The organism is Amorphoplanes digitatis (assembly GCF_014205335.1).
In the GTDB taxonomy this organism is placed as follows: Bacteria; Actinomycetota; Actinomycetes; order Mycobacteriales; family Micromonosporaceae; genus Actinoplanes; species Actinoplanes digitatus.
In genome coordinates, this window is the sequence record NZ_JACHNH010000001.1 from 7,458,325 (window position 1) to 7,476,115 (window position 17,791).

Genomic DNA, 17,791 nt, shown 5'->3' on the forward strand with positions numbered 1-17,791 from the left:
ACCCACCCGTCACCCGTCTATCCCAGCACGGTGACCACGTCGCCGACCACCACGACCGCGGGCGGCCGGACGCCGGCATTGACGGCCGCCTCGGCCACCTCGGCGAGGGTGCTGCGCAGCACCCGCTGGGAGTCCGTCGAGCCCTCCTGCACGATCGCGGCCGGGCTGTCGGCGGCCCGGCCCTCGGCGATGAGCCGGGCGGCGATCCTCGGCAGGTTCTTCAGGCCCATCAGGACGACAAGGGTGCCGCGCAGCCGGGCCAGCGCGGCCCAGTCGACCAGGGACTCCGGGCTCTCCGGCGGCACATGCCCGGAGACGACCGTGAACTCGTGCGCCACCCCGCGATGGGTCACCGGGATGCCGGCCAGCGCCGGGGCGGCGATCGAGCTGGTCACGCCCGGCACCACGGTCACCGGAATGCCCGCCTTCGCGCACGCGACGACCTCCTCGCCGCCGCGGCCGAAGACGAACGGATCGCCGCCCTTGAGCCGGACGACGAACGCGCCGGCCTGTGCCCGCTCGACGATGATGCGGTTGATCTCCTCCTGCGCCACCGAGGCGCCGTAGGGGATCTTGGCCGCGTCGACCAGCTCGACGTCGGGGCGCAGCTCGTCCAGCAGCATGCCCGGCGCGAGCCGGTCGGCGACCACGACGTCGGCGCGGGCGAGCAGGCGCCGGCCCTTGACGGTGATGAGCTCCGGGTCGCCCGGCCCGCTGCCGACGAGCGCGACGTGGCCCTTCAGCGACTCCCGCTCGCGCGGCGGGGTGGCCTCCAGCGCGGCGGCGATCTGATCGCGTACGGCCAGGGCGCGCTTGCGGTCGCCGCCGTCGGTGACCGCCACCGTGACCTGGTCGTGCCGGGTGACCGCGGGGGTCCAGGCAGTCGCGGCGGCACGGTCGTCCGCGCGTACGCAGAACACGCCGCGGCGCTCGGCCGCCGCGCTGACCTCGGCCGCCGCCGCCGGGTCGTCGACCGCCACCTGCACCAGCCAGGCACCGTCCACGTCGGAGGCGGCGAACCGCCGCTCGTGCCAGGTCAGCCGCCCGGCCTCCGCGTGCGCCCGCAAGGCGGGTGTCAGCGCGGGCGCGACCACGTCGACCCGGGCACCGGCCGCGAGCAGGGCCGGCATCCGCCGGGTCGCCACCGCGCCGCCGCCGACGACAAGCACCCGGCGGCCGTCCAGCTTCAGCGCCAAGGGGTAGAGATTCACTTCTCCGAGACTCCCGCCGAGTCGAACGTGGCCACCTCGTGCAGCACCCGGACCGCGCCGGCGACGACCGGCAGGGCCAGCGCCGCGCCGGTACCCTCGCCGAGCCGCAGCCCCAGGTCGAGCAGCGGGGTGAGGCCGAGGTGGGCCAGGGCGACCGTGGCGCCGGGCTCGACCGAGCGGTGCCCGGCGACCATCGCGTCGACCGCGGCGGGCGCGAACGCGGCGGCCACCACCGCCGCGGAACCGGCGATCACGCCGTCGACGATCACCGGGACCCGGCGCGCCGCGGCGCCGAGGATGAAGCCGGCGAGCGCCGCGTGCTCGAGGCCGCCGACGGCGGCAAGGGTGGCGAGCGGCTCGGCCGGGTCGGGCGCGTGCCGCTCGAGGGCGGCCGCGATCACGGCGATCTTGCGGGCGTGGGTCTCGTCGTCGATGCCGGTGCCGCGGCCGGTGACCGCCGCCGGGTCCGCGCCGGTGAACGCGGCGATCAGGGCCGCCGCCGGCGTGGTGTTCGCGATGCCCATGTCGCCGGTGAGCAGGCACTTCGCGCCGCCGTCGATAAGCGCGCCGGCCACCGAGATGCCCACCTCGATCGCCGCGCGGGCCTCGTCGGTGGTCATCGCCGGCTCGACGCTGAGGTCCCGGGTGCCGCGCCGGATGTTCGCGTCGAGCAGGTTCTCGCCGCCGTGCAGCGGGATCGCGACGCCGACGTCGACCACCATCAGCGAGGCGCCGACCTGCCGGGCGAACGCGTTGATCACCGCGCCGCCGGCCACGAAGTTGGCCACCATCTGCGCGGTGACCTCCTGCGGCCAGGGGGTCACGCCCTGCGCGTGCACGCCGTGGTCCCCGGCGAAGACGGCGATCGCGCCCGGCTCCGGCAGCGGCGGCGGGCAGACGCCGGCGAGCCCGGCCAGGCGGACGGACAGCTCCTCGAGGTCGCCCAGCGAGCCCGCCGGCTTGGTCAGCCGGCCCTGTAGTTCGCGGGCGGCGGACATGGCCTGCTCGTCGGCGGGCGCGATCGCGGCGAGGGTCGTCTCCAGGGTCACTGTCGCTCCTTCAGCACATCAACCAGTGTCGCGACGAACGCGTCTGTGGTGGCAGTGTCGCGCACCGCAATCCGCAGCCAATCGGCGCCCAGCCCCGGGAACGTGTCGCCGCGCCTCACCGCGTACCCGCGTTTGCGCAGCTCAAGGCGGATCTCTGCGGCACGCGCCACGCGCAGCGCGACGAACGCGCTGGCCGGCGTGCCCGCGACAGTGACGTCCGGCACGTCGGCGAGGCGGGCGACCAGATGGTCCCGTTCCCGGGCGAGCTCCGCGGCGATCTCCCGCTCCGCGGCCACTGCGGCCGGCGCCGCGCAGGCGGCGGCCGCCGCGAGGGCCGGCGTCGAGACCGCCCAGAGCGGCTGCGCGGCGGCGAGCCGGGCCAGCAGGCCGGCCGGACCGAGCGCGTAGCCGATCCGCAGCCCGGCCAGGCCCCAGGTCTTGGTGAGGCTGCGCAGCACGATCAGGCCGGGAACGTCGCGGCGCCCGGCGAGCGACTCGGGTTCGCCCGGCACACCCGGCCGGAACGTCGTGTCGGCGAACGCCTCGTCCACCACCAGCACCCGGCCCGGGCGGGCCAGCGCGGCGACGTCGGCGGCCGGGTGCAGCACCGACGTCGGGTTGGTGGGGTTGCCGACGAAGACCAGGTCGGCGTCCGGCGGCACCAGGGCCGGGTCGAGCCGGAAGCCGTCGGCCTCGCGCAGCAGCACCCGCCCGACGGCGTGCCCGGCGTTGCGCAGCGCCGCCTCCGGCTCGGTGAACTGCGGATGCACCACGACCGGACGCCGCGCGTCGCGCAGCGCCTGCGCGATCAGCACGAACGCCTGCGCCGCGCCGGCGGTGAGCAGGACCTCGCCCGGCTCGCGGCCGTGCCGCGCCGCGACGGCCGCGGTGGCCGCGGAGTGATCCGGGTAAGCGGCCAGGTCGGCCAGCGCCGCGTGGATCGGGCCGGCCAGCCAGGGCGGCATCGGCTGGCGGCGCACGTTGACCGCGAGGTCGACAAGCCCGGGCGCGACCTCGGCGTCACCGTGATGATGCAGATCACAGTCGCCGGCTGTGGAGGCGTCCCCCGAACCGGGGACGGCCGTCCCGCCGGCCTCGTCACCATGAGGATGAAGATCCACGGAAGGGGTCACACGACCCAGCATGCCGGACGTGATCCGCCGGAATACTTCGGCCGTTCCGTCAGGACATGAGCGGTTTTGTCATACCTTCGAGAAGTGACGAAGAGCCGACTCGCCAAAGCTGGACGGATCGCCCCGCTCGTCCGGGCCGGGCTCATCGCGGGGGTCGCGGTCGCCGCCCTGATCTTCCCGCTGGTAGCGCTCGCCGGCGCCGCCGCCAAGGACGGCGCCGTCGCGCTCAAGAGCATGCCGGAGGAGCTCATCGAGGTCCCCTCGGCACAGACCACCTACGTGTACGCCAACGACGGCCGGACCCTGCTGACCACGTTCTACGAGGAGCACCGCCGGCCCGTCGACATCGCGGAGATGTCGCCGTTCATCACCAAGGCGATCGTGGCGTCCGAGGACAGCCGCTTCTACGAGCACAACGGCGTCGACGCCAAGGGCGTCGCCCGGGCCTTCGTCGCGAACCAGCAGGCCGGCGGCGTCTCGCAGGGCGCCTCGACGCTGACCATGCAGTACGTCCGGATGGCGCTGCGCGACGGCGCCAAGACCCCGATGCAGGCGCTCAAGGCCACCGAGCAGACCACCGCGCGCAAGCTGCGGGAGATGCGGCTCGCGCTCGAACTGGAGAAGCGGATCTCCAAGTCCGAGATCCTGGAGAAGTACCTGAACTCGGCGTACTTCGGGCACCGCGCGTACGGGATCTTCGCCGCCTCAGAGGTCTTCTTCTCCAAGAAGCCGAAGGACCTGACCCTGACCGAGGCGGCCCTGCTAGCCGGGGTGGTCAAGGCGCCGTCGGCGTACGACCCGGCGACGAACGACCAGACCGCCGCCACCGAGCGGCGCGACTACGTCATCGACCAGATGGTCAAGATCGGCTCGATCACCGCGGCCCAGGCCGCGGCGGCCAAGAAGACCCCGATCCAGCTGAAGCTGACCACCCCGCCGAACGACTGCGTCTCGGTGCCGAAGAAGCACAACGACTGGGGCTTCTTCTGCGACTACCTGCGCAACTGGTGGATGGAGCAGCCGGCGTTCGGCAAGACGGCCCGGGAGCGCCTGGAGAACCTGCGCCGCGGCGGCTACAAGGTCGTCACCACGATCGACCCGAAGATCCAGAAATCGGCGATCAAGCACGTCCTGGACAAGGAGAAGAAGCGCAGCGTCTACGCGCACGGCGAGGTCGTCATCGAGCCCGGCACCGGCCGGATCAAGGCGATGGCGGTGAACCGCAAGTACGCGCTGAGCCAGAAGAAGAACGGCAAGCACAGCGACCGCCGCAAGCGCGACGAGGCCAAGGGCAACTACCCGAACACGGTCAACCCCCTGCTCGGCGGCGGCGACATGGCCGGCTACCAGGCCGGCTCAACCTTCAAGATCTTCACGCTGCTGGCGGCCCTGGACGCGGGCATGCCGCTGAACACGTCCTTCAACGCCCCGAAGCGCTACGTGTCGAAATACATCACGGCGCCCGGCCCGGCGACCTGCGGGGTGCACTGGTGCCCCAAGAACGCCAGCAAATCGATGACCGGGCGGCAGACCATGTGGAGCGGCTTCGGCAAGTCGGTGAACACGTACTTCGTGCAGCTCGAGGAGAAGGTCGGCGCCGAGAAGGCGGTCCAGATGGCGGAACGGCTCGGCCTGAAGTGGCGCACCGAGATCGACCGGACGCTGGCCGGCCCGGACCACGCCGACGGCTGGGGAGCGTTCACCCTGGGCGTCAGCGACGTGACCCCGGTCGAGATGGCGAACGTCTTCGCGACCGTGGCCGCCGAGGGCAAGTACTGCGAACCGCTGCCCGTCCGCATGATCAATACCCGGGACGGAACCTCGCTGGAGTACCGGGGGAAGAAGGTCGCCGGCCCACGCTGCCATCGGGCGCTGCGCCCCGAGGTGGCGCAGGCCGCCACGGACGCGGCCCGGTGCGTCACGGGCTACGGCGCGGCCAAGGGCGGATGCGGCGGCTGGGAGACGTCGCCCATGGTGCACGCGGTGATGAACCGGCCGGTGGCGGGCAAGAGCGGGACGACGGACAGCAACCGGAGCGCCTGGTTCTGCGGGTTCACGCCGCAGCTGGCGGCAGCGGCCTTCGTGGCGGACCCCGACAACCCGGACAACACGGTGGGTACGAGCCGGGGAACGATCTCCAAGTACACGGTGGCGCAGACGCTGAAGGACGCCCTCAAGGGCAAGCCGAAGCTGAAGTTCACCCCGCCACCGGACGAAATGGTCCACGGCGGCTGGTAGCCCGCTCCATCACGGTCATGCGGCCCAAGGCCCTGCCCGGCAGCCGCCGTCGGTGGACGAGGTCGGCCGACGGCGCGGGGTGCGGTCCGACCAGGCTCCGGCCGCTGCCGCCAGTGGACCGCCGAGGGCAGCCGCCTGCGCGGATTGGCGCCGGCCATGGAGGCCGGCTACCAGCACCGGCTGCGACCGGCCGCCGGTCCGAGCGCTGCCGTCAGTGGGCCGACGAATTCAGCCTCCAACACGGGTTACGGCCGCCAGGAAGGTCGGCCGCCAGCACCGGCTGCGGCCAGCCAAAGAGGTCGGACCTCAGCGCGGGTTGCGGTGGGCCGGCGGTCCCAGGGCTGTCGTCAGTGGGCCGACGAGATCGGCCTCCAGTGCGGGTTGCGGCCGGCCAGGGCGACCGTCTGCTCCAGGAGGTCGGCCTCGTCGTCTACCTCCACGACCGGGCCGAACAGGCCGGGCGTGCCCTCCCGGGGGCCCTGGGACAGGAACTCGATCAACTGCTCCAGGATCCGCGGATCCGCGGCGTACTCCTGCCCGGTGGCCCGGGCCAGGTCCCACCCATGCATGATCAACTCGTTGATCGCGACCGTGCCCATCGCCGCGGCCGGCATGGTGACGCCGCCCGCCCGGGCCGTGCCCTCCCACGCCGCCGGCGACCGCCAGGCGATCGCCAGTTCCTCGAGGACGACCGGGAGCCGGCTGCGCCAGTGCGGCGCCAGGTTGGCGGCCGACGGCCGGGGCGGCGGGGAGTCGGAGCCGGGCGCGTCGGTCTTCTGCGCGGCCTGCGTGAACGCCCAGCAGAGCCCTGTCAGGTGATCGAGGAGATCGCCGACCGTCCAGTCGGGGCAGGGAGTCGGGGAGCCGAGGTGGTCGTCGGTGACGCCAAGTAGCAGGGCCCGGATCTGGCGAACCGGTGGGGAGAAATCCAGGGGGACACGATCGGCCACGGCGGTGCTCCCTTCTCGCGGAACACCCTCACCGTACGGCCGGGGTGCGACAATCGCCGGACTCCGAGTGGGTCTTCGCAGCGGAACCGGGACCGGCCAACGCGGCCCCTCCACCGCCCGCCGCCCCCGCCCACTGCGCGACCAACGTGTTCTCCGCGCTCACCGCCCAGACCGCGCCCAACGCGCGGCCGCCACGCTCACTGGCCCGCACTCACCGCGGCCGCCGCACTCACCGCGGCCGCCGCACTCACCGCGGCCGCCGTAGGAGTGTCAGGCCTGTGGCGGGGTGATCGCGGAGAGGGAGAGGGTCTGCTCGCCGGGATCGTCGTCCTCCGGCTGGGCGGGGCCCATGCCCGGGGCGGGCGCCAGCGCGGCCGCGACCACCCGGCGCGCGATCTCCGGTGCGCCCGCCCAGTGCAGCCCGAGCTGCGAGGCATGCACCTGCCGCCACACGAAGCCTTCCGGGTTTCCGCCCGCCCAGGTCCACGCCGGTACCTGCCCGGCGCGCGGCGCGACGATCGCACGGTGCTGCTTGTACCCGGTGATGCGCGCTCCGGCCGGGGCGAGCGGGGAGGTCGCCGGTGCGGTCGCCTCGCGGTAGCCCGCGATCGTCACCCCCGCGGTCTGCGCCGACACGTCCAGGACGCCGCACATCGGGCGGCCGTCGAAGTCGCGGCCCAGCCATGGCAGGCCGACGCCCTCCGCGATGATCGGGCGGCCCTCGTGGGCCAGCTGGCTCACCGCCGCGCACAGGCGGCGGTTCGCGGAGAGCTCCTCGGCGTAGCCCTCGGGCAGCGCCGCGCCGATCATCAGCGCCCGGGTGCCCAGCGGCAGGGCCTCGTCGCGCAGCGGGTCGACGATCGCCACGTCCGCGCCCGCGGCGGTGAGCAACTCCACCGCTTCCACGTACGTGTAGACGGCGCCCGGACCGCCGGCCAGCGCGACCACCGGCCGGTTCTCGGGCGGGACCGGGGGCTCGCCGGAACCGTCGGCCAGCGCGTCGATCGGCGACCAGGCCTGGCCGGGCAGCGGCGGCGCCGCGTCGGCAAGCGCGAGGACGCGGTCGATGTCGAGTGCGCTCGCGACGGCCTCGCCGAGCCGGCGCACCGCGCGGACGGCCTCCACGCTGTGGTGCGCGACCGGCACCGAGCCCTGCGCGCGGGCCGGCAGCACGGCGGGCAGGTCGCCGCGGCGCAGCGCGCCCAGCACCGGCATGCCGATGTCGTCCAGAGCCGTCCGGAGCATCTCCTCGTGCCGCGGCGAGGCGACCCGGTTCAGGATGACGCCGCCGAGGTGCACCATCTCGTCGAACATCCGGAACCCGTGCACCAGCGCCGCCAGGGAGTGGCCCATCGCCGCCACGTCGACAACCAGGATCACCGGCGCGCGCAGGGCGGCGGCGACTGCGGCCGTACCGTCGATCTCGGGTTGTCCGGTCAGGCTGTCGAACAGGCCCATCGCGCCCTCGATGACCGCGACCTGCGATCCGGCCGCGCCGTGCGCGAAGAGCGGAGCGATTCGCTGCGCGCCGACCAGGCGCGGGTCCAGGTTGCGACCCGGGCGGCCCGCGGCCAGGCCCAGATAGGCGGCGTCGGTGTGGTCGGGGCCGACCTTGAAGCCGGCGGCCGGAACCCCCCGCGCGCTACAGGCGGCGAGCAGGCCGACCGCGATAGCGGTCTTGCCATGTCCCGACGAGGGTGCGCTCACCACTACGCGCGAGTGGGCGGACATCATGGCTCCCTCGGGGATACGGAAAACTGCGACTACGTGATATTGACGGTCGGACATCGCACCCTACCTGCCAGGCGCGAGCCGCCGACGGGAGCCGGGTAGCCTCTGATCGTGTACCGGTTCCTGCTGACGCCCCGCTGGCTGGCCGGCGCGGCGCTCACCGTGGCCGCGTCGGTGGTCATGGTGATGCTCGGCAACTGGCAGCTGCACCGGTACCAGGAACGCAGCGCGATCAATACCCGCATCGACGCGGCCGACTCCATCCCGGCGGTTCCGCTGGCGTCCGTGCTGGCCCGGCCCACCGCGGCCGGCACGCCGGGCGCATACCCCGGCAAGGACGCGGCCTGGACGAAGGTCACCGTCACCGGGCACTACGACCCGGCGCACGAGATCCAGGCGCGCGGCCGGACGGTCGACGGCGCGGTGGGCTTCGAGATCGTCACGCCGCTTGTGCTGGCGGACGGCACCGCCGTCCTGGTCGACCGGGGCTGGGTCCCGTCCGCGAACGGCGACGCCGTCTCGGCCCCCGTGGCCTCGGCCCCGCCGACGGGCGAGGTCACCGTGGTCGGCCAGGTGCACCTGTCCGAGAGCCGCCCGTCGCCGATCGAGCACCGCGACGGCCGGATCGACACCCGGCGCATCTCGGTGCCCAAGCTGGCGAAGGAACTACCCTTCCCCGTGTACGGGGCGTACGTGCTGCTCAGCGACCCGGCACCAGGCTTCCAGGCCATCCCGATCGACCACGAGGACTCCTGGCAGAACGGCGGGTACGCGGTCCAGTGGTGGCTGTTCGCCGTGATGGCGCTGCTGGCGTTCGGGTGGCAGGCGCGCAAGGAGGCGAACGGCGACGCGCCGAAGAAGCGCGTGGACCGGGTGGCGGCCGCGGACCAGCGGCTCACGACCGTTCCCAGTACGCGACAGCCCGACTAGGGTTTATCGGGTGACCTTCCCGGACCCGACCGCGAGCGACCCGTGGAGCGTGCCGGCGCCGCCCCCGCCGGTGGACCCGATGGTGCCCGGCCCCGTGGTCATCCAGATCGGCGACATGGGCGTGACGTCGACGGTGGTGCACACGCCGGCGGGCGACATCCCCCTGGCGGGCTCGACCTGGACGGTCAACGACTACTGGCACAGCGAGCAGAAGATCCCGACCTGGGCGATCGTCGCCGCGATCGTGGGCTTCTGCGTGCTGACGGTCTTCAGCCTGCTGTTCCTGCTGGTCAAGGTCACCATCCCGCGCGGAACGGTGCAGGTGACGGTGACCAACGCCACTCGTCAATACGTCGCGCGCATCCCGGTGACGGACCAGTCCCAGGTGACCTATGTCCACCAGCAGGTCAACTACGTCCGGTCCCTGGCCTCCCTCTGACACAGCGCCTCCAACCGGCCCAGGCATCGGGGCTGCACGCGCTCCCTGGCCTCGACCACGTCGATGGCCTCCGCCGCTTGCCCTCGTGGCAGCGCAGCGCATTGGGTCAGTTCAGGCGTCCGGGGTCGCGGGCATTCCGAGGGCTTTGACCATGTCGATCGTGTCCGCCTCCTCCGCGCGCTTGTCGTCGCGGTAGCGCAGCACCCGGGCGAACCGCAGCGCCACGCCACCGGGATAGCGCGGCGAGGTCTGCACCCCGTCGAAGGCGATCTCCACCACCTGTTCGGGTCGGACCGTGACCACCCAGCCGGAGTCGTCGATCGCCAGCTCCTTGAACCGCTCGGTCTGCCAGCGCAGCAACTCGTCGGTGAGGCCCTTGAAGGTCTTGCCGAGCATCACGAACCCGCCGGTGTGCGGGTCCCGGGCACCGAGGTGCAGGTTGGACAGCCAGCCCTGGCGCCGGCCGTGGCCCCACTCCACCGCCAGCACGACCAGGTCGAGAGTGTGGCGGGGCTTGACCTTGACCCAGGCGGCGCCGCGGCGGCCCACGTCGTAGGGCGCCTCCTGCGCCTTGACCACGATGCCCTCCTGGCCGGCGGCGAGGGCGGCCGCGAAGGCCTCGGCGGCCTGCTCCTCGGTCTCGACGGTCCGGCGGCCGACGATCAGGCCGGCGGGCAGCGCGTCGGCGAGTGCCGCCCAGCGCACCCGGCCGGGCTCATCCAGCAGGTCGGTGCCGTCCAGGTGCAGAAGGTCGAAGAAGTAGGGAACCAGTGCCGGGCCTGCGCTCGGGCCGGCCTCGCCGCCGCGCCGGGCGCCGCGGGTGGCCGCGCGGCTGGACGTCTCCTGGAACGGCCGGGGTCGGCCCCGCGCGTCGAGGGCCATCGCCTCGCCGTCGAGGACGATCTCCCGCGCCGGCAGCGTCCGGACGGCGGCGACGACGTCGGGCAGCCGGGACGTGATGTCGTCGAGGCTGCGGGTGAAGACGGCCACCTCATCACCGGAGCGGTGCACCTGAATGCGGATGCCGTCGAGCTTGACGTCGACGGTGGCCGGGGCCCCGGTCGCCAGCAGCGCGGCGCCGACGTCCGGGGCGCTGCCGGCCAGCATCGGAGTCAGCGGCGTGCCGACCCGCAGGCTGAACTCGGCGAGCGCCGCCGACCCGCCGGTCAGCGCGGCGACGGCTACCTGCTTGAGGTCGCCGGAGAGCAGGAGCGCCCGGCGGACCTCCGCGATGGGCACCTCCGCGGCACGTGCGATGGCGTCGGCGAGCAGTCCGGCCTGCGCGCCCTGGCGTAGCTCGCCGCTGAAGAGGCCGACCAGCAGCCGCTGCTCGTCGGCCGTCGCCCGGCCGAAGAGCCCGGCGAGCAGTTCGCGGCGGCGGGCTTGCGAGCCGACCCCGGAGACCACCGAGATCTCGGCGATCCGCGCGTCGACCTCGGCCACGGTGAGGGTGGGCTCGGCGGCCGGGGCAGGCCGGTCCCGGAGGCCGGCATAGCCGACGCCGGTTTGCCGCTGCCGCAGCTCACCGGCGAGGTAGGCGGAACCCGCGGCCAGCTCGGCGGGGTCGAGGCGACGCAGTGCGGCGGCGAGCAGGTCGATCTTGGCCTTGCGGCCAGATGTCGCGGAGACGGCTGCCGAGGTGGCTGCCAGGTCGAGGAACTGCACGAACCCCATCCTGGCAGCCCCCTACGACATTCGCGGGCCGGTGGCGACGCGCTCCCCCGTGAAGCGGTCGACACCGGCCTCGATCGGACCCGAGCTGACCGGACAGCCCCGGCCTACCCGCCGAAACCGGCCGGGTTCGGCGGCTACCGGCCCGCGCGGCGGCCACCGGCCACACAGTGGCCTGGACGGGCAGTGACCCGGGACAGGCAGTGACCCGGGACAAGCGGTAGCCCGGGACAAGCGGTAGCCCGGGACAGGCAGTGACCCGGGACAAGCGGTAGCCCGGGACAAGCGGTAGCCCGGGACAGGCAGTGACCCGGGACAAGCGGTAGCCCGGGACAAGCGGTAGCCCGGGACAAGCGGTAGCCCGGGACAAGCGGTAGCCCGGGACAGGCGGTGGCCCGGGACAGGCGGTGGCCCGGGACAGGCTCGTGCGGATGCCGCATCAGCGGACGCTCGTAACGCTCGGCCCGCGCTACGACGGTGACGACGACAGGCCGAGCGAGATGAAACCGGGCGAACCCGGCGTGACGCGGCGGACGATCTGGAACGAAGAAGCCCTGGCTCGCGAGGCCAGGTCACCCCAGGGCAGGTTTGGCGCTTTGCGCCGGGACCGGGCCGCAGACATCCCGGTCGTAGGTCTGGCACCGGCGGATCGCGACGACGGGATGCGCCGGGGCGGCAGGGCCGGGACAGTGGGCACGGTCAGGCGGCGACCGGCTCCGCGACCCGGAAGCCGCGCGCGCGAACCGCGTCGGCGACACGACTGACCTGTGCGTCGAGTTGGCAGAGGGCGTCGGACAACTCAGCGAGCTTGTCGTTGAGGGCGGCCTCGTCCCACCCGGAGACGTCGACGTCCCCCAGAGCACTGCCGGCGGCGCGGAGCGCCGCGATAGCGTCATTCGAACTCATGTTCGAATCCTAACAGGACTGATCTAGGTTCCGCACCCGACTCGCCACGTCCGTTGGTCGGTTGTTTCCCGACGGCGCGCTGTCGCTGCGGGCGCGGTGTGCGACGGGTGTGCTGGCCGGTCAGCCCGGCGAGACGGTGGCGTCGGCCGGTCGTCGGCGCGCGATGAGCGGGATGATGGCCAGCGCGAGGAACCCGCCGCCCAGAGCGAGAGTCGCGTAGCTGGTGGCGGAGAGGATCAAGCCGCTGGCGATGCCGGCGCCCGCACCGGCGAGCGCCACGCACAGGTCGACGGCGCCCTGCGTGCTGGCCCGGGTCTGCAACGGCAGCGCGTCGGTGACCATGGCGGTGCCGGACACCAGGCCGAGGTTCCAGCCCAGGCCGAGCAGGGCAAGGGCCAGAGCCAGAGCGGCGACCGAATCGGTGGGTGCGCTCGCCGCGACCACACCGGCGACGAGCAGCGTCAGCCCGGATGCGACCGCCACGGGTACGCGGCCGACGCGGTCGACGAGCAGGCCGGTCAGCGGGGACGGCAGGTACATGCCGGCGATGTGGACGGCGATGACCAGGCCGGTCGCGTGCAGGTCGTGGCCGTGTGCCCGCATGTGGATCGGGGTCATGGCCATGACGGCGACCATCACGAGCTGGGTGAGGACCATCGTGGTCGCCCCGGCCATGACGCCGCCGGCGGTCGGCCCGCCGGCCGTGGTCGGCCCGCCGGCCGTGGTCGGCCCGCCGGCCGAGGTCGGATGCGGGCCGGCGGCGGCCGTGTCCGGCGGCTCGGCGGCGGCTATGCGGCGTGATATCCGCAGCGGGTCCGGGCGCAGCAGCGCGAACAGGACCGCGCCGGCGAGGGCGTAGGCGATCGCGGCGAGGCCGAACGGGCCGGCCAGGGCCGGAATGCCGACCTGCCGGGCGAGGTCGCCGGTGGTGGCGACGAGGTTCGGGCCGGCGACCGCGCCGAGGGTGGTGGCGACGAGAACGGAGCTGACGGCGCGGCCCCGGCGCTGCGGGCCGACGAGGTCGGCGCCGGCGTAGCGCGCCTGGAGGTTGGTGGCGGTACCCGCGCCGTAGACGAGCAGGAACACCATCAGCAGGGGGACGCTGTCGACGGCGGCGGCCAGCACCACTCCGGCGCCGCCGATCGCGCCGGCGGCGTACCCGGCGGTCAGTCCGGCGCGGCGGCCGAGGCGCTGCGAGAGCCGGCCGACCAGCAGGGCGGCAGCGGCGGACCCGGCGGTGAACAGCGCCACCGGCAGCCCGGACAGGCTGCTGGTGCCCAGCATGTCCGCGGCCAGCAACGTGCCGACCGTGACCCCGGCGGCGAGGCCGGCACCGCCGAACACCTGGGAGGTCATGACGACGCGCAGGGTTCTGCGCTGTAGGGCCTCGCGCGCGGCCGGCGAATCGGTGTACGCCTTGGTGGCCATGGGAGTGACGGGTCCTTCCGGCGTGGACAGCTGGTGGGCGCGTTTCATACAAGCGCACCCGGGCGAGCGACCCGACACGACGACGAGGGCAGCGCCGGCGCTGCCTTAGGGTCAAGCGTGGTGCGCGGCTGCGGGCGGCATCGCGCGCCGGAAGACCTCGGCCGCTTCCGCCGGCGTCGCCTGCGCCGCCACGAACCCGTCCGGCCTCACCAGGTAGAGCTGTCCCGGGAGCAGCGTCGTCTGCGGCGCCGGGTCGAACAGGTGCACGGGCAGCCCCAGGTCCGGCGCGTCGGACTCGGTCAGCCCGCCGTACCCGTGAATCTGCCATTGCAGGGAGCGCAGCACCTCGAAGTTGCCGCCGGCCCACCTCAGCCGGCGGCCGACGACCGGGTCCGACTGCGCGTCCGGGGTCAGTTGATAGCGGATGCGGGTCTGCGACACGTACTCGAAGAGACGCGACGCGCCCGCCGTGCGCGGCAGCGCCCGGACGCCGATCGACGCCAGCACCGGCACGGCCACCCGGCGCAGGACGCGCAGCGACGTCTTCTGCGAGGTGATGAAACCGAACAGCCGGTCGGTCGTCGCCACCAGGGTCTTCGCGACCGGCCGCCGCTCGGCCTCGTAGCGGTCGAGCCAGGCGTCGGCGGCGCGGCCGTGCACCACGTCGGCCAGCTTGAAGGCCAGGTTGTGCGCGTCCTGTAGGCCCGTGTTCATGCCCTGGCCGCCGACCGGGGAGTGCACGTGCGCGGCGTCCCCGGCGAGGAAGAACGGGCCGTCCCGGAACTTCCCGGCGACCCGGTGGTGGACCTTGTAGGTGGCGAACCAGCGGGACTGCGCGTAAGTCACCGCGAAGTCGCGTTGCATCCTGGCGCGCGCGTCCTCCTCGGCCAGTTTGCCGTCGGCGTCCTCGTCGCGGACCAGGCCGATCAGGCGCCAGGTGCCGCGGCCCCGCATCGGGAAGCCGAGGAGGAAGTCCGCCTTTCCGGGCCGCACGTTGATCGCGTCCTCGACCAGGCCGGAGGTCTCCGTCGCGTCGATGACGTAGAACGTGTGCGGGTTGGTGACCCCCTCGAACGCGATGGCGCGCGACTTGCGTACCACCGAGTTGGCCCCGTCGGCGCCGACGCAGAAGCGGGCCGTGATCGTGATGTCCCCGACGACCGCCTCGACGCGGTCGGCGCCCCCGGTCAGCGACGTCACCGATTCACCCCAGCGGACCGAGCCGCCGAGCGCCTGGAGGTTCGCGTACAGGATCTGCTCGTTGCGGCTCTGCTCCAAGACCTCGATCCACGGGTACGGCGTGACGTCGCCGACCAGCGGCCCGAGCGGGATCCGGCCGAAGACGCGGCGGCCGAAGCCCGGTGCGAGCGCCTCGGCCCGGTGCGCCGCATCGAGGACCGCGTCGGCGAGGCCGAGTTGGTCGTACACCTCGATGCTGCGCGCCTGGACCACCAACGCCCGCGATTCCCGGGTGGGTCCGTCCTTGCCGTCCACGACGATCACCCGGACGCCGAGCTTCACCAGCCAGTTCGCCAGCATCAGCCCGGTCGGACCGGCACCGACCACGAGAACGTCGCAGCTCAGCTCGTCGGTCATGTCACTTGCCCAGCGCGGCCACGTTGCGCAGGAGCAGCGCCTCGGCGAGGCAGACCCGGGCGAACTCGCCGAGGTGCAGGCTCTCGTTGGGGCCGTGCGCGGCCGCGTAGGGGTCCTCGACGCCGGTCACCAGGATCGCCGCGCCGGGGAAGAGCTCCTGGAACGTGGCGATGAACGGGATCGAGCCGCCGACGCCCATGTCGACCGGGGCGACGCCGTCCCAGGCGTCGCGGAACGCGGACCGCGCGGCGTCGTAAGCCGGGCCGGTCGCATCGATCACGCAGGGCGCTCCGCCGCTCTCCAGCGTCACCTCGACCCGCGCACCCCACGGCACGAACTTCTCGAGGTGGGCGCGGATCGCCGCGTACGCCGACTGCCAGTCGTCGCCGGGCGCGAGCCGCACGCTCAGCTTGGCCTTCGCCTTGGGCACCAGGGCGTTGGGTGCCCCGTCGGTCCTCGGTGCGTCGATGCCGAGCACCGCGACCGCCGGCTTGGACCAGATCCGGTCGGTGAGCCGGCCCTCGCCGATCAGCTTGACCCCGTCGAGGATCCCGGACTCGTGGCGGAAGCGCTCCTCCGGGTAGTCGACGGTGGCGTTCTCCCGGCCGATCAGGCCCTCGATGGCGACCGCACCGTTCTCGTCGTGCAGGGTGGTGATGAGCCGCGCCAGGACGGTGAGCGCGTCCGGCACCGCACCGCCGAACATGCCGCTGTGCACCGCGGCGCCGAGGGTGCTGACCTCGACGAAGCAGTTGACCAGTCCGCGCAGCGAGGTCGTCAGGGCCGGCACGCCGATGTCCCAGTTGCCGGAGTCCGCGATGACGATGACGTCGGAGCGCAGCGTGTCCCGGTGCGCCACGAGCAGCTCGTCGAGCGACTCGGAGCCGAACTCCTCCTCGCCCTCCACGAAGACCACGACGCCGACCGGCAGCCGGTCGCCGAACGCCCGCAGCGCCGCGACGTGTGCCATCACGCCGGCCTTGTCGTCGGCGGCGCCCCGGCCGTAGAGGCGGCCGTCGCGCTCGACGGGCTCGAACGGGTCGCTGGTCCACAGCGCGGGGTCGCCGGCCGGCTGCACGTCGTGGTGCGCGTAGAGCAGGACGGTCGGCGCGCCCGCGGGGGCGGCCTTGTGGCCGATGACCGCGGGCTGGCCCGAACCGCGGACGATCTGCACCTCGAGGTCACAGCCGCGCAGCAGCTCGGCGACGGCCTCGGCGGAGCGCTCGACGTGCGAGTGGTCGAAGCCGTCGAACGCGATCCCGGGGATGCGGACAAGCCGCTCCAGGTCGGCACGGACACCGGGCAGCTCCCGCGCGATCGCGGCGCGCAGTTCGTCTTCAGTCAGGCTCATGAGGCGATCCTAGGCTGGACGGGCCGGGCTCCGGGTGCTCACCTCAAGGGCTGTGGACGACTCAGCTCTCCGGCGGCGCGGGCGGCGTCTCCCCCTCGCCGCCACGGCCCCGGTTGGCCCAGTCGCGGGCGCCCCGGGCGGCGGATCCGGCCATGTCGGCGGCGCCACCGCCGAACTTGCGGAGCAGGCCGACGAGCGGGTCCTGCGAGGTGTTGAACGTCTGCCGGTACGAGTCAGCGGCGGCCTTGACGTCCTCGGTGACCGAGGCGTTGCCGTCGGAGTCGCGGCGCGGGTAGTCGCCCTCGAGGATCCGTCCGTAGTCGCCGGCGTCGATCCACCGGCGCAGCTCGCTGGCGCGCGCGACCGGCACCGGGTGGGTGCTCCACGCGGTCATCCCCAGCTTGTGGATGCTGTCCCGCAGGTCGCCGCCGCCCTCGTACTCGGCCGCCTGCTCCAGGAACGCGGCCGTGTCGATCTGCGAGAGGTCGCCGCCGCCGGCGAGCTTCATCAGCAGGCGCAGCGAGGCGGCCGGGTCCTGGCCGGCGAGCAGGCCGGCCCGGTCGGCGGAGAGCTCGGCCTTGCGCCACCACTCGTACATCGCCACGATGATCGCCCGGAGCGTGATGGCGCCGACCGGCATCCAGCTGAGGCTCGCGGCCCAGCGGGTGAGGATGATCATGATGGTCTTGTAGACGGCGTGGCCGCTGCGGACATGACCGATCTCATGGCCGAGCAGCGCGCGCAGCTCCTCGTCGTCGAGCTTCTCGACGGCACCGGTGGTGATGACGATGAACGGCTTGTCCATGCCGATCGCCTGGCCGTTGATCATCGGCGACTGTTCCACGTAGAGCTCGGGCAGCTCGGCCACGTCGAGCGTGGCGGCCGCCTCGGTGAAGCGCTGGTAGACCCGCGGATACTGCCGGTGGTCGACGCGGATGGCACCGGCCAGGTAGGCCAGGCGGAAACCGCGCTCGTTCCACATGCCGAAGAACGCCTTCACGACGTCGTCGAAACCGCGCAGCTCACGCAGGGCGGTGAGGGCGCCGCGGTCGGCGGGGTGCTCCCACGCCCGCGAGCTGATGCCGGTCAGCGTGATCCTGCGCCGCGCCGGGCGGCTGTCGTCGGTCGTCATCGTCCGTCCCCGTTCCGCCGCTCTCA

The 17,791-nt window shown here is 73.4% G+C and carries 14 protein-coding genes; 3 read left to right on the top strand and 11 right to left on the bottom strand.

From position 1 onward, the window contains the following. Positions 1 to 17 precede the first annotated feature (17 nt). Genes cobA through cobC form a run of 3 tightly spaced genes read right to left on the bottom strand, consistent with a single transcriptional unit; the run spans position 18 to position 3,297 of the window. Positions 18 to 1,211 carry a uroporphyrinogen-III C-methyltransferase gene (gene cobA, locus BJ971_RS32720; protein WP_184996996.1) on the bottom strand — a complete coding sequence of 398 codons (1,194 nt, stop codon included), beginning with the start codon at positions 1,209 to 1,211 and terminating at the stop codon, positions 18 to 20. Beyond that, positions 1,208 to 2,260 (bottom strand): nicotinate-nucleotide--dimethylbenzimidazole phosphoribosyltransferase, encoded by a 1,053-nt coding sequence (gene cobT / locus BJ971_RS32725; protein WP_184996998.1) that lies wholly within the window; start codon positions 2,258 to 2,260, stop codon positions 1,208 to 1,210. Before cobT ends, cobA begins: the two co-directional genes overlap by 4 nt. Beyond that, a complete protein-coding gene (gene cobC, locus BJ971_RS32730; RefSeq protein ID WP_239087753.1) occupies positions 2,257 to 3,297 on the bottom strand; it encodes an Rv2231c family histidinol phosphate aminotransferase CobC in 1,041 nt (346 codons plus the stop codon). Before cobC ends, cobT begins: the two co-directional genes overlap by 4 nt. 180 nt (positions 3,298 to 3,477) lie before the next feature. On the opposite strand from cobC, the gene BJ971_RS32735 reads away from it, so the two are divergent. After that, entirely contained in the window at positions 3,478 to 5,631 is a 2,154-nt protein-coding gene (locus tag BJ971_RS32735) for a transglycosylase domain-containing protein (protein ID WP_184997002.1), read from the top strand. Between the two features lie 347 nt (positions 5,632 to 5,978). Here BJ971_RS32735 and BJ971_RS32740 read toward each other — a convergent pair whose 3' ends face one another. Both BJ971_RS32740 and BJ971_RS32745 read right to left on the bottom strand, forming a co-directional pair. After that, positions 5,979 to 6,581 carry a TIGR03086 family metal-binding protein gene (locus BJ971_RS32740; RefSeq protein WP_184997004.1) on the bottom strand — a complete coding sequence of 201 codons (603 nt, stop codon included), beginning with the start codon at positions 6,579 to 6,581 and terminating at the stop codon, positions 5,979 to 5,981. A gap of 270 nt (positions 6,582 to 6,851) precedes the next feature. Further along, positions 6,852 to 8,312 (bottom strand): cobyrinic acid a,c-diamide synthase CobB, encoded by a 1,461-nt coding sequence (locus BJ971_RS32745; RefSeq protein WP_184997006.1) that lies wholly within the window; start codon positions 8,310 to 8,312, stop codon positions 6,852 to 6,854. A gap of 105 nt (positions 8,313 to 8,417) precedes the next feature. Here BJ971_RS32745 and BJ971_RS32750 point away from each other — a divergent pair, with 105 nt between their 5' ends. Continuing rightward, positions 8,418 to 9,242, top strand: a complete 825-nt coding sequence (locus BJ971_RS32750; protein WP_260415964.1) for an SURF1 family cytochrome oxidase biogenesis protein — start codon at positions 8,418 to 8,420, stop codon at positions 9,240 to 9,242. A gap of 10 nt (positions 9,243 to 9,252) precedes the next feature. Next, complete coding sequence (locus BJ971_RS32755; protein WP_239087750.1) at positions 9,253 to 9,681, top strand: hypothetical protein; 429 nt, start codon at positions 9,253 to 9,255, stop codon at positions 9,679 to 9,681. Positions 9,682 to 9,792: 111 nt separating this feature from the next. On the opposite strand, the gene BJ971_RS32760 is transcribed toward BJ971_RS32755, so the two are convergent. The 6 genes from BJ971_RS32760 to BJ971_RS32785 all read right to left on the bottom strand — a co-directional run bounded on the left by BJ971_RS32760 (position 9,793) and on the right by BJ971_RS32785 (position 17,765). Further along, positions 9,793 to 11,355: an ATP-dependent DNA ligase gene (locus BJ971_RS32760; protein ID WP_184997009.1), complete on the bottom strand. Its 1,563-nt coding sequence runs from the start codon at positions 11,353 to 11,355 to the stop codon at positions 9,793 to 9,795. A gap of 696 nt (positions 11,356 to 12,051) precedes the next feature. After that, positions 12,052 to 12,258, bottom strand: a complete 207-nt coding sequence (locus BJ971_RS32765) for a hypothetical protein (RefSeq protein ID WP_184997012.1) — start codon at positions 12,256 to 12,258, stop codon at positions 12,052 to 12,054. A gap of 120 nt (positions 12,259 to 12,378) precedes the next feature. Then, a complete protein-coding gene (locus BJ971_RS32770) occupies positions 12,379 to 13,686 on the bottom strand; it encodes an MFS transporter (RefSeq protein ID WP_239087749.1) in 1,308 nt (435 codons plus the stop codon). A gap of 111 nt (positions 13,687 to 13,797) precedes the next feature. Continuing rightward, positions 13,798 to 15,282, bottom strand: a complete 1,485-nt coding sequence (locus tag BJ971_RS32775) for an FAD-dependent monooxygenase (protein ID WP_184997016.1) — start codon at positions 15,280 to 15,282, stop codon at positions 13,798 to 13,800. A gap of 1 nt (position 15,283) precedes the next feature. Next, a complete protein-coding gene (locus BJ971_RS32780; RefSeq protein WP_184997018.1) occupies positions 15,284 to 16,633 on the bottom strand; it encodes a dipeptidase in 1,350 nt (449 codons plus the stop codon). 61 nt (positions 16,634 to 16,694) lie between these two features. Then, positions 16,695 to 17,765 (bottom strand): M48 family metallopeptidase, encoded by a 1,071-nt coding sequence (locus tag BJ971_RS32785; RefSeq protein WP_184997020.1) that lies wholly within the window; start codon positions 17,763 to 17,765, stop codon positions 16,695 to 16,697. Positions 17,766 to 17,791: the final 26 nt, after the last annotated feature.

Bases quoted from the DNA above. Each gene is read 5' to 3' on its own strand.
- BJ971_RS32745 (WP_184997006.1), bottom strand. From the start codon at position 8,312: ATGTCCGCCCACTCGCGCGTAGTGGTGAGCGCACCCTCGTCGGGACAT.
- BJ971_RS32760 (WP_184997009.1), bottom strand. From the start codon at position 11,355: ATGGGGTTCGTGCAGTTCCTCGACCTGGCAGCCACCTCGGCAGCCGTC.
- BJ971_RS32765 (WP_184997012.1), bottom strand. From the start codon at position 12,258: ATGAGTTCGAATGACGCTATCGCGGCGCTCCGCGCCGCCGGCAGTGCT.
- BJ971_RS32770 (WP_239087749.1), bottom strand. From the start codon at position 13,686: ATGGCCACCAAGGCGTACACCGATTCGCCGGCCGCGCGCGAGGCCCTA.
- BJ971_RS32775 (WP_184997016.1), bottom strand. From the start codon at position 15,282: ATGACCGACGAGCTGAGCTGCGACGTTCTCGTGGTCGGTGCCGGTCCG.
- BJ971_RS32780 (WP_184997018.1), bottom strand. From the start codon at position 16,633: ATGAGCCTGACTGAAGACGAACTGCGCGCCGCGATCGCGCGGGAGCTG.
- BJ971_RS32785 (WP_184997020.1), bottom strand. From the start codon at position 17,765: ATGACGACCGACGACAGCCGCCCGGCGCGGCGCAGGATCACGCTGACC.